This window comes from Companilactobacillus tucceti DSM 20183 (assembly GCF_001434665.1).
GTDB classification, from domain to species: Bacteria; Bacillota; Bacilli; order Lactobacillales; family Lactobacillaceae; genus Companilactobacillus; species Companilactobacillus tucceti.
Map to the genome: position 1 here is coordinate 85,417 of NZ_AZDG01000007.1, position 12,403 is coordinate 97,819.

11 protein-coding genes are annotated in these 12,403 nt (G+C 35.1%); 9 read left to right on the plus strand and 2 right to left on the minus strand.

Annotated features, from left to right (window positions below):
* Position 1 precedes the first annotated feature (1 nt).
* Positions 2–376 carry a PaaI family thioesterase gene (locus FC72_RS04600; protein WP_057765237.1) on the plus strand — a complete coding sequence of 125 codons (375 nt, stop codon included), beginning with the start codon at positions 2–4 and terminating at the stop codon, positions 374–376.
* On the opposite strand, the gene FC72_RS04605 is transcribed toward FC72_RS04600, so the two are convergent.
* Positions 373–894, minus strand: coding sequence for a DUF308 domain-containing protein (locus FC72_RS04605; protein ID WP_057765239.1), 522 nt, complete (start codon positions 892–894; stop codon positions 373–375). The genes FC72_RS04600 and FC72_RS04605 overlap by 4 nt on opposite strands.
* Before the next feature lie 313 nt (positions 895–1,207).
* Here FC72_RS04605 and FC72_RS04610 point away from each other — a divergent pair, with 313 nt between their 5' ends.
* The 3 genes from FC72_RS04610 to FC72_RS04620 all read left to right on the plus strand — a co-directional run bounded on the left by FC72_RS04610 (position 1,208) and on the right by FC72_RS04620 (position 4,460).
* Positions 1,208–2,674, plus strand: coding sequence for an APC family permease (locus tag FC72_RS04610; RefSeq protein ID WP_057765241.1), 1,467 nt, complete (start codon positions 1,208–1,210; stop codon positions 2,672–2,674).
* Positions 2,675–3,037: 363 nt separating this feature from the next.
* Complete coding sequence (locus FC72_RS04615) at positions 3,038–3,376, plus strand: type II toxin-antitoxin system RelE/ParE family toxin (RefSeq protein WP_057765243.1); 339 nt, start codon at positions 3,038–3,040, stop codon at positions 3,374–3,376.
* Positions 3,369–4,460 carry a HigA family addiction module antitoxin gene (locus FC72_RS04620; protein WP_057765245.1) on the plus strand — a complete coding sequence of 364 codons (1,092 nt, stop codon included), beginning with the start codon at positions 3,369–3,371 and terminating at the stop codon, positions 4,458–4,460. The genes FC72_RS04615 and FC72_RS04620 overlap by 8 nt, the downstream gene beginning before the upstream one ends.
* Positions 4,461–4,521: 61 nt before the next feature.
* On the opposite strand, the gene FC72_RS04625 is transcribed toward FC72_RS04620, so the two are convergent.
* Positions 4,522–5,400, minus strand: a complete 879-nt coding sequence (locus FC72_RS04625) for an outer membrane protein assembly factor BamD (RefSeq protein WP_057765247.1) — start codon at positions 5,398–5,400, stop codon at positions 4,522–4,524.
* Between the two features lie 160 nt (positions 5,401–5,560).
* Between FC72_RS04625 and FC72_RS04630 the strand changes: the two genes are divergently transcribed.
* From FC72_RS04630 to FC72_RS04650, 5 genes are all read left to right on the plus strand, one after another.
* Positions 5,561–5,767, plus strand: a complete 207-nt coding sequence (locus FC72_RS04630) for a hypothetical protein (protein ID WP_057765250.1) — start codon at positions 5,561–5,563, stop codon at positions 5,765–5,767.
* A 24-nt stretch (positions 5,768–5,791) separates the two neighbouring features.
* Positions 5,792–6,019 (plus strand): DUF2922 domain-containing protein, encoded by a 228-nt coding sequence (locus FC72_RS04635; protein ID WP_057765251.1) that lies wholly within the window; start codon positions 5,792–5,794, stop codon positions 6,017–6,019.
* A 319-nt stretch (positions 6,020–6,338) separates the two neighbouring features.
* Positions 6,339–7,853 carry a hypothetical protein gene (locus FC72_RS04640; RefSeq protein WP_057765254.1) on the plus strand — a complete coding sequence of 505 codons (1,515 nt, stop codon included), beginning with the start codon at positions 6,339–6,341 and terminating at the stop codon, positions 7,851–7,853.
* A 236-nt stretch (positions 7,854–8,089) separates the two neighbouring features.
* The gene (locus FC72_RS04645) at positions 8,090–10,432 is read left to right on the plus strand and encodes an SLAP domain-containing protein (protein ID WP_057765256.1); all 2,343 of its coding nucleotides are present in this window, start codon (positions 8,090–8,092) and stop codon (positions 10,430–10,432) included.
* Positions 10,433–10,535: 103 nt separating this feature from the next.
* The gene (locus FC72_RS04650) at positions 10,536–12,188 is read left to right on the plus strand and encodes an SLAP domain-containing protein (protein ID WP_057765258.1); all 1,653 of its coding nucleotides are present in this window, start codon (positions 10,536–10,538) and stop codon (positions 12,186–12,188) included.
* The last annotated feature ends 215 nt before the right edge of the window (positions 12,189–12,403 follow it).

A 12,403-nucleotide genomic window follows, 5' to 3' on the forward strand; every position in this document is an offset into this window, starting at 1 on the left:
TATGAATCTGTTAGAAAATTTAGGGATAAAAGTAATCGAAAAATCTAAGAAAAAAGTTGTCTTAGAGATGGCAATTGAAGATAAACACTTACAGCCATACAAAATCATGCATGGGGGACTAAATGCTGTCCTTGCTGAAACAGCCGGCAGTATTGGTGCCAATCTCAATATCCAAGATGAAGGCTTTGCGGCTGTTGGTGTAGATATTATGACACATCAACTTAATAAGATTAAGGACGGAATTGTCATCGCTGAAGCCACACCGGTGAGAGTCGGTCGCAATATCCAGACTTGGCAGGCTTTCACCCATAAAAAGGGCAGTGCCATCAATGCTAGTCTAAGTACTATGACTTTGAAAAAAGTAAAAGTCGATTAATTTCGATAGATTCTGGAATTAATGATTTCAAAGAACGCTAAGACGATCAACCCAATTCCAAATAATTGATAAAAGAAAATCATCGTTTTGGAAGGATTAAGAATAAAGATTATTCCCACACCTATCAATAAGGCAGAATAAAAGTAATCTAACCAAGGTGTGACGTTAACGTTTTTCTTGGTTTCATTGGAATCTCTAAATTGATTGATCCCATTGACTAATAAAATTATTCCTAATACAGGTGGTACAAGTTGAATCAATATCTTGGCTACTAGCAATACTAGAACGGCGACTAATAGCGCACCGGCACCAAGTCCGATGGCGATATTATTTTCGCCGTTTTTTTGTCTAATACTTAAACCGTCGATCAATGAAAGAACACCATAGATGGCTATATAAGTAGAAACAAGATAGATAATGGCGTTCACACTTTTTGTCGGTTGTGCAGTGATCAAGATTCCGACTACTAATAAAAAAATAAAGCGCAGCCAACGATAAAGTTGGAACTGTCTGACCATTTTTTCACTTCCCCCAAGTAATTATAAAACTATGATAACAGAATAATCCTAATTGGTTAGATTTAAAGAAAACGGAACCAATCTTATAAATTAAAAAATCTTTAATTTATAAGAAAGCGCCATCAGTTATTTGTGGCTGAATTAGGGGTTCCTAACCCACCAATGTCCGTCTACATCATCAAGAAAAAGCTTGCAAGTAAATTAGAAAACTATTAGAATATCAATATTTCCATTATTCAATTTAAAGGATGAGATCTTGTACCCGAACTGACTTTGTCAGACAAGATCGTAGCAAGTTATTAGGAGGATGTTTATGAGTAGGATATTTAAACGATTGACCTTGAAGGAAGATCCGAGTATTTATGAAGATAAGGATGCAAATCTGGTTAGAGTTTTAACGGTTAAGGACTTTTTAGCCTTAGGTGTCGGAACGATTGTTTCAACTTCCATTTTTACTTTACCAGGTGTCGTTGCGGCCGATCACGCTGGCCCAGCGGTGGTCTTTTCGTTTTTAATTGCTGCGATCGTTGCGGGTTTGGTAGCCTTTGCTTACGCTGAGATGGCGGCAGCGATGCCGTTTGCTGGTTCAGCTTATTCTTGGATCAATGTTATGTTTGGTGAATTTTTTGGCTGGATTGCCGGTTGGGCGTTGTTGGCCGAGTACTTTATCGCTTTAGCCTTTGTTGGCTCCGGACTGTCGGCCAATTTTCGAGGGCTATTAGTTCCATTGGGGATTAATTTTCCAAAGTCATTGTCTAATACTTTAGGTAATGATGGAGGGATAATTGATATTACTGCTGTTATTGTTTTAGTAGCCGTTGCTTGGCTATTGTCCAGAGGTGTTAACGGTGCCGCACGTGTTGAGAACGTTTTGGTTGTTTTGAAGGTTCTCGCAATTTTGACATTTATTATTGTAGGTTTAACTGCAATTCATATTGAAAACTATGTACCATTTATTCCCAAGTATCATGTTAATGCTGACGGAACTGCCTTTGGTGGTTGGAAAGGGATTTATGCTGGTGTTTCGATGATCTTCCTATCATATATTGGATTTGATTCTATCGCCGCTAATTCCGCTGAAGCAAAAGACCCAGAGAAAACTATGCCACGTGGTATTTTAGGTTCATTGGTTATTGCTGTTACATTGTTCGTTGCTGTTGCTTTAGTTCTAGTGGGGATGTTCAAATATACTAAATATGCTAACAATGCTGAACCTGTTGGTTGGGCTTTGCGTCAAGCAGGTCACTCTGGTGTTGCTGGAGTTATTCAAGCTGTTGCTGTTATTGGTATGTTTACTGCTTTGATCGGTATGATGTTGGCTGGTTCACGTTTGCTTTATTCATTTGGACGTGATGGTATGTTGCCGGCTTGGCTTGGCAAACTTAACAAACACAATTTGCCAAATCACGCTTTGTTTGCACTATCAGCTATTGCTGTTGTCGTTGGTGCTCTTTGCCCATTTGCCTTTCTAGCACAACTTATCTCTGCAGGTACTTTGATTGCATTTATGTTTGTTTCTTTGGGTATTTATCCATTGAGAAGAAGAGAGGGTAAAGACTTACCTGAACCTTCGTTTAAAATGCCACTTTATCCGGTTCTTCCTGCTTTAGCTTTTCTTGGTTCATTGTTTGTTTTCTGGGGTCTTGATGTTCAAGCTAAGACATATGCTGGAATTTGGTTTGCTATTGGGCTTGTTATTTACTTTGGTTATGGTATTCGTCATTCTTATCTTGGTAAGGGTAACAAGCGTTTTAAATCTTCGTCTGATGATGGAGAATAATTGTTGAGAGTTTCCTTATAGTGGGGAACTCTTTTTTAGTGGGCTTTGTCTTTGGAGAAAAATGATTCCGTCTGCTGTGGGACCGCTTCAAGCCAAGGTCTTGAAGCTCGATTTAGAACTACACTTTGTGTATTTCTAAATCGTCCGTGGTGTAAAAACGGGAAGATTGCCCGTCCTAACGCTACATTCACAGCTGACTCCATCATTTTTATCCAAAGACTAGTTTTATTGGTGGAATTTTTGATACTGTTGACACTTAATAATTGCAGCGTGTTAAGAGATTAAATTATTGACGTAAAAACTCCAGTCTATTACAATGAAATTACCTAAAAGGTAATTTCATTGTAATAGACTGGAGTAGATATGCGGGTTGACTACAAAAATAAAAAGGTCGAGAAGCAATGTTGTTCATTTAAAGATGCAAAAAAACAGTTCCCTGAGAAAGTTGCCAAGAAACTGGTTAAACTGATTAACTTCATTGAAGCCGCTGAGAATTTGGAATCAGTCATTAATAATCCGGTCTACCATTTTCACAAATTAAATGGTAATTTAGATGGATTTTATGCAATGGATATTGATGGGCGGTCAAAAGCATACAGATTAATTGCTACATTTGATGGTTATGATGTTGAAGCAGTATTCAGCAAGTCTATTTCGATTGTCCAAATAAAAATTGAGGAGGTCAGTAAACATTATGAGTAATGAGGTTACGTACAAGGATTTGATTGCTTTTCATCCCGGATCATATGTGGAAGATATAGTAGATGATCTTAATATAACCCAAGCTGAGTTTGCTGAGCGACTTGGGACATCTCCTAAAACAATAAGTAAAATTATAAATGGTGAAGATGATATTAGTGGTGATATTGCCAATAAATTAGCAAAATTGACTGGCATATCTTTAAAAACATGGATGAATTTACAAACAAATTACGATATAAAATTGATGGAAATACAAAATCAGAAAAATGATGATGAGAAAAGAATAGGTCGTTCAATTGATTTTAGTTATTTCAAAAAAAATGAGTTTGTTGAAGATAAAAAATATAATATTCAGGAGAAAGTTTCAGCACTTAGAAAGTTGCTAAAAGTATCTGATTTATCTAGTCTATATGAATTTAATTCATCAGTTAGCTATAGAAATACTCAGGACTTCTCCGAGAAGTCAATAGTTAACTCTAATGTGATGTTGGAATTGGCAATAGATGAGGCAAGGAACGCTACGGATAATAAATACCGAAAAGATAAATTAGAGCAGGCGTTACCTTTAATAAAGAAAATGTCTTTGGAAAAACCTGAGGTATTTTATCCTGATTTAGAAGAATTGTTGTTAGATTGTGGGATTGTTTTGGTGGCTTTACCTAAACTAACTAATGCAAACTTAAATGGTGCAACTAAGAAATTTAAAAATGGTAGTGTATTATTATTGATAACTGATAGAAATAAGAAGTCAGATATTTTCTGGTTTTCATTAATACACGAGTTAGGGCATATCTACAATAATGATTTTTATTCTGATTATACAGATAAGAATCAATATGAAATGAAGGAAAAAAGGGCAGATAAGTTTGCCCTTGATTTTTATATTTCACAGAGTTCATATGATGATTTTGTAAATAAAGGTGACTTTAGTAAAGACGCTATAGTAAAGTTTGCAAGCGATTCTAAAATATTGCCCAGTATTCTTATTGGAAGATTACAAAATGATAATTATGTTTCTTATAGGAATAAGACTCTTAACGATATGAAAGCTAGTTACAGTATTGTACTTACAAATAATAATTAATTAGAAAACTACAAAAAGACGTGTAACCCATATGAGTTACACGTCTTTTTACGTTTATAAACTAATTTGAAATCTTACCGTCTGATTCTTGAACTGTTGTACGTCCGTCTTTATGTGCGTTCTTGATGGCTCTGATGATTTCACTATCACTCCATGCTGGAACGTCTTTAACACCGGCGTCTGTTAGTTGTTGACGAGCTTTGGCGATATCAGCATCGGTGATTGTACCACCGTCATATTTTCTGCTTTCTCTGTCAAAGTCTCCATTATCGGCTGGATTGTCGCTATCGCTTGTGTCTTTAGCTGAATCATTGTTTGTTGCAGTTGTTTCTGAGCTGTTACTACTATTATTAGTATTTTCTGTAGGTGTTGATTTAGATGTACTCTTTGGCATGTTATCTAAAAGCTTCTTAGCTTGTTTGTAGATGTCAGAGTAATACTTGCCTTTGATACCTTTGAAACTAGTGATTTGCTTCAATAGGGTAGTTGCTTGATCTGTGCTGCCTTGTTTGATCAAATCTTTAGCTGTCTTGATGTTGATCTTGAAGTTTGAACGGTTACGTATGATTTTTTTAACTTGCTTCAAAAGTGTTTTAGCACGTTTTGTCATTTTGGCGTTGCCGTTATCTTGGTTCTTAACTTTATTCAATGATGTTTTAGCATCTGAAAATTCGCGTTTATTCATTTCTTTCTTTGCATTAACAAGGTTTTGAGCTTGTTTCTTGTATGCAGAAGATTTAGTAGTGCTCTTAGCTTCATTTGCTGACTTATAGTGCGTCAAAGCTTTGGAATATTCTTTGTTATCCACGGCTTTGTTACCTTTAGACATTTCTGTCTTATAGTCGTTGTTATTATTGCTGCTGCTTGATGATGAATTAGAACAGCCGACAACTAGAAAAGCTGCGATGGTTGCCATCATAAGCGTTAGTATTTTCTTCATAACTTAATTCCTCCATAGTAATACTGCCAAGATTATAACATGTTAAAAGAAATTGAAAAAAGTATTTCCGCTTTTGGGGTCCCCACTCGTTATTATTTATGTAAGTTACTTAGGTCGGCCGACAGAGTTCCTTACCAAAAAAGAAAACGAGGTAGTTTTGATGGACTGGGAAAAAACATCTATTAATTTAACAATGACAAATGATAAGTATGCTAAAGGAAAAATGGTAAGAAGCTTCAATAATATCGTGGCGAACCCTACTAAAGAACAAATCGACCTATTAGTAGAGGGATTGATTATGTTGTCTGATGGGGATGCTTTTCTAAAAGCAGAAATTATTAAGCATGATGCAATGGTTACTGAATAAAAAAATAAAGGTGGATGATTTAATATGAAGAAATTACAATTAAGTTTTAAAACAGCAGCAGGTAAGAGACGTGATCTTGTATTGAACTATGTTAAGGATGATCTTGATCCACTAGTGGTTAAGAATGCTATGGACAAAATTACAGCCAGTAAGATTTTTGAAAAGGATACTGTTCAACTTTTTGCAGAAGTGGCTAGTGCCAAATATGTACAACGTACTGAAACGGAAATTTTTAAAACTAAGCTTTCTTAATACCCCAATCGCAAATCTAATTAGGGTTTTACTGAAAATAATTAAATTTTTTGTATGATATTACTTGAGCCTAATCCCGGAATCGTCTATTATGGGATTAGGTTCTTTTGATATACAAAAGATTTGAATACCGGCTTAAACGCATATATCGGTTAAAATATTACAATTGTATTATTTTTAATACAGAAATGTTACAAATGGCGGTAATTCAGATTTAGTAGTTGATTCAAAAGCCGTAGTTTCATATAATGATTGTCAGTGGGATAGCCCACTAACAAATTAAAATAATAAATTCTTGTAGTCCAGGGGAGGATTCACATTGAAAAAATCAATTAAATACGCTGGCGTAGCTGCTGCTACATTACTAGCTGTTGCACCCGTTGCAGCACCAGTTCTATCAAATACAACAACAGTTAATGCTGCTCTTACAGCAGACCAAACAGCTGCTGCTACAAAGACTGTTAATGACAATGCAACTTCATGGTTAAACTCTTTAGCAGACCAAACAGCTGCTGCATTACCAGATCTTTCAGATCAAGCCACTTTCAAACCAGGTGTTAATGGTGCCGATGGTACTATCGAAACAACTGTTTCTGCTTTTGCTGTTACAAAATTATATTCAGCAAACAACGGTGGTCCAGCTGTTACAACACTATCAGCTGATGGCACAAAGGCTAACTTAACACTTTCAATTAAGGGTGTTTCATCAAAAAACGATTATAATAACTTGGCAAAGAACCAAGATACATATGTAATTACATATACAATTTCATCATATGTTGATGCTGATGGAAATACAGTTAAGTTAGATACACCTGTTACAAAGACAGTTACATATTCAAAGACAGCTACAACAACACCAGATGTTAATAAGACTGCTGCTATTACATACACAGGTTCTAAAGATGTAGCTTATAACTCAAGTGTTGATGATGTATTGTATGCTAATACATCAGACTTTGCTGTTAAAGATGCTAATGGTAAAGATATTCCTTCATTTACTGCAGAACCAGGTGTAATTTATGATTCATATGCTGCTGCCGTTAAGGGTACAGGTTCTGACACAGATCTTGTAGCTGGTAAGAATTTTGGTACAGCTGACAAGACATATTACCAAGTAGTTACTGTAACACCAACTGCTGGTTCAGACTTTGCTACATTCTTAACAAGTTACAATGATACTGCTGCAGCTACTACAGGTGCAGAAGCTAAAGCTGCCGGTGTAAATGCTGATGGTTCATACAAATTAACTATTAATGGTTCAACACCATCATCTACAGATGCAACTGTATCTGCTTCTTCAGTTACATATATCCGTGCAATCAACGTTGGTTCTAAAGAAGACGCTGCATGGACTGTTAAGGACGAATCAGGCGTTGTAACAACAAAGAATGACAAGACATATTACACATTGAAGAACGATGACAACAAGACTATCTCAAACCGTGCTCTTGCTGCTAATACTTCATGGCAATATGACAAGACACGTACAAACGCTAACGGTGATGTTCAATATCGTGTATCAACACACGAATGGGTTCCTGCTGAAAGTGTTAACGTAAATGACGGTAACAACAACGGTGGTTCAGAAACTCCTGAAGGCGCATTGACAGTTACAAACCTTGACTCAAAGAAAGTTGTTAACTTGGCTACACCAGGTATGACATACTTCGTATACAACAAGGATGGCGTAATGTCAACAACACGTGCTCTTGCTGGTGGTTCATCATGGTTAGTTGATAAGACAGCCGTTGATGCTGCTGGTAACACTTACTACGGTGTTTCAACAGACGAATTTGTTAAAGCCGGTGAAGGTGTTTCACTAGCTGACTAATTCTTAGTCGCTTAAATTAAGACTTGCGAAAGCAAGTCTTTTTTTGTGCCTAAAATTCTATTAAGATTTTTAAGTATTTGAATATTAAATTTAAAAAAGATGTTGAATTTATAGTTCAACATCTTTTTGGTATCCATGGATCCTCTCCAATTCAAATCATAATAATTATATTAACTTATTTTGATGGTTATAACGTGAGTAATGGAACTACAATGGTCGTGGAAGAGGGGTTATATATGAAACTTATACATGTTTCAAACAAAAAATTAGTTTTAATATCCTTACTATCATTTTCCAGTGGCTTAGCTTTATTAGGTAATGCAAATATAGCTAAGGCTGATACTGTAAGTGATGGAAGTAGCTCAGGCGTCGTTGCTAGTGTAGATCAAAATACTAGTTCTTCTACTGCTACGCAAACTAATACCTCTACAACTTCTACAAATAATACTCAAGGTACTAATAATATCCAGGCTACTAACAGTACTGACGGTAATAATACAAATCAAAATAATACGTCAAATTCAAATAATGGTACGACTAATAATAATTCTACACAACCAAATGTGCAGAATTCGTCTAATAATAATACTAGTTATAAACCAACAAATGTTAGTCGTCCGGTATCTTACGCTGTAGCAGCTCCGGTTCAAGCTACTACAACTACTAATGCGGATAATACGACTTTTGCTATTCCGGCAGATATTCCTGCTGACCATCAGGGAACTTTGTCGGGTGATGGTGGTAGTTCGTGGTATCTTGATCACAATACTTTGAATATTGGTCCTGGTAATATCACTGATCCGGTTTTTGATTCCTCCACTTCAATTGATAATCCGAATAGTGATATGGTTTGGAGTAATTATAAATATTATAAAGATATAGATACTCTTAATATTTCACAAGGTGCCGTGGCAGGGACTAGTCTGAAAAATTATTTTAATGGGTTGATTTATTTAAATACATTGGATGTAAGTAATCTAGATGTTTCTAAGACTACTGACTTTAGTGGAATGTTTGCTAACACCGACAGTATAATCAAATTGGATATATCAAATTGGAAATTGTCTGATGGGGTTGATTTTAGCAATTTCTTAAATAACAGTGGAATTCAATTTTTAAATTTATCGGGTTTAAAGTTTACTAATGCTAATCTTAGTGGGGCTTTTGAGCTTGATGACTTTTTAAAGAGTTTAAATCAAACTGGAACCACGTTTACTGATATTACTAATGCTGATTCTATGTTTAATAAGGATGCCAATTTACCTAGCTTAGACCTAACAGAATTTACTTTTAATTCTGGAGCATCGATTAATTCTATGCTAGGAGGATTAGTACGGCTAAAGAGTCTAACAGTTAGAAATGATACTGTTCTTGATGGAACAGGGTTAGTTAATCCAAATGAATACCAAGGATGGACTGATGGTACTAATCTATATAATTCAGATAATTTAATGAAAGTTTATGGGAATAATTCTTCTATAAATGAATCTGCTAGAACTTCAACGACCTGGACTCCTGTTAAGGCACCAAGCGTTAATTACACGATTAATTATTATGATGATCAGACAAAGAAACTGATAGACTCAGTTACTGGAGCTGGTGAACAAGGTGGTGAGCTTCCAGTAAAGCCTAATTATCCAGGTTATAGTACAACTGTGGATGATTTAAATGAGCCTGTTATATTGCCTTCGGCTGATTTAGGACAGACTGTACCTGATCAAAGCTATGATTTCTATTTAGCACCATTGCCTCATAGTTATGTAACTGTTAATGAGAGTGAGAAAGGCTCAAGCAGTAATTTAAATAGCCAAGAAATAGACTTAGTAAGTGGAGATACTGATGCTAATAATGCCGCAATATCTAAAGTTAAGGATAATTTGGCTCAAGATAGAACTTTAGTTTTAGATGAAACGTCTGTTGATATATCATTCGGTGGAACTCGTATTAGTGGGAAACTAAATGATATGTCGACATTTAGTGGGTATACTGTTGGTCAAATCTTGTGGCGTCTTACATCAGATGGTCAATATACAGGCTTTCCAGAGGATGCAACTGCTAGTGATTTAATTGACCGTGTGGCTAAACTTGTTGGTAGTAATGACGGGACAGGTTCATTAAATTTGGTATATGAAGCTAAACCTGGAACTGGAAGCAATAATAATAATTCTGGCGATAACAATTCAACTACTTTGAAAGACCAAAAAGCTGCCACAACGACAAGCGTTGTTAAGTTATATGATGCTAATGGTAAGTTGATCACTAACCGTGGTTTGAATGTAAATACAGCTTGGAAGAGTGATGCTATTTATAACTTTAATGGTGTAATGTATTATCGTGTTTCGACTGACGAATACGTCAAAGCCAGCGATGTTTATATTTATACTGATAAAATTGCTAATATTAAAGTTAATGACGGTCAAAATGGTGATTTAGTTGATTACTTAGGTGGAGATTTGGATCGTAAATTAAAGTCAGGTAGTGAATGGAAGACTGACAGAATTGCATTGATCAATGGTAAAGAATACTATCGTGTTTCAACTGATGAATTTATTCCTGTTAGTGAAGTAACTGAATATTAATCGACCCTAAAGCATCTCGTTATGAGATGCTTTTTTTCTAGGATATATTTTATTGATTATTCTATAATGGTAGTATTATGGAATTAATGGGAGGGTTCTTGATATGAGGTTGAAAGATATTTTTAGTAAAAAGATAGTTGTAATTTCGTTGCTTTCTTTTGCGAGTGGCTTGGTATTATTAGGTACAACGGATGTCGTACATGCTGATGCTACTAATCAAACTGCCCAAGTGGAATCCACGAATACTTCTTTAGATATACCTGAGGGCATTGCTAAAGACCATCAAGGTACACTTCAAGGTGATAATGGTAGTTCATGGTATCTTGATAACGATGGAACTTTGCATATTGGTGCTGGTGATGTAGATAATCCCGATTACACGACAACGCCTGAAATTGATAGTCCACAAAGTGATTCAGTGTGGGCCAATTATAAATATGCCGATGATATAACTAAGGTAGTTTTTGATGAAGGTGCAGTTGCTGGAAGAAGTTTGGAAAACTATTTCAACAATTTAAGTAATTTGAAGAATGTAGATGTTAGTAAACTAGATGTTTCCAATACTGTATTTTTTAATTCCATGTTTAGTCTTACTTCAAATCTAGAAAGTTTGGATATATCTAATTGGAATTTAGCGAAGGCTGATGAATTTACAGATTTTGTTAGTTACAGTGGAGTTAAAACCGTAAATTTTTCAAATATAAAATTTAATGGTAGGGAACTTTTACATGTGTTTCTTAATGATAGTAATTTAACGGACATTAATTTTTCAGGTGCTTCATTAAATCCTTCTAAGTCAGTGTCTGGCATGTTCAACGATGACTATAGTCTTAGGAGCTTGGACCTAACATCATTTGTCGATCTATCTAAAATTCCTTTAGTTTATTTAAATGGAATGCTAGGAGGACTAAATTTCTTAACTAGTTTAAAAGTTAAAGATAATACAATTTTAAAAAATACGTATTTACCAGATGTAGATTCTAGTAAGTATACTGGTTGGACTGATGGCACTCACTTATTTAATACCGATGAGCTAGAAGGCGTTTATGACAAGAATACTAGTACAGATCCCGATGCTAGAACATCGACTACATGGACTCTTACTGATAAACCAAAAGTTGATTACACGATTAATTATTATGATAATTCGACTAAGAAACTACTAGGAACAGTCAGTGGTAGTGGTGTAGAAGATGGAAAAGTATATTTGAAACCAGATTATCCCGGATATAATACTTCTGTGACCGATGGTTCTAAATATATCGACTTAACTAGCACCAATACAACACATGATTTTTATTTGAAGCCAATTAGTTCTAATAATGGCAGTAACTCTAATTCTTCTGGCAATACTGTTTCGACGACTTCAAAGAATCAAAAAGTTGCTACAACGACAAAAATTGTTAAATTGTATAATGACGAAGGTAAGTTAATTACTAATCGAGCTTTAGGAATTAATACCGCTTGGAAGAGTGATGTAGTTTATAAATCTAATGGCATAACGTATTATCGTGTTTCAAGTGATGAATACGTTAAGGCAAAAGACGTTTATGTCTATACTGATAAAGTTGCCAAGATCAAAGTTAACGATGATAAAAATGGTGACTTGGTTGATTACTTAGGTGGAGATCTTGATCGTAAATTAAAGTCTGGTAGTACATGGAAAACTGACAGAATTGCTTTGATTAATGGTAAAGAATACTATCGAGTTTCGACCGATGAATTTGTTCCTGTTAGTGAAGTAACTGAATATTAAATTAAAAAAATGGAAATCGTAATATGAATTTCGTAGTCTTTCATAAAGAACGTATGTACGATATAATTAATTGGAAATAAGTTATTTTAATTTACTCGAATATATTGCGTTTAGTAAGGGCTAAAATTAATGGAATTCAAAGCGTATCATGGGACAACTGTAAAAGGCACCCGTAAAATGTAGGAAAACGGCAGGTTAGAACTGTTGGTTTTCCT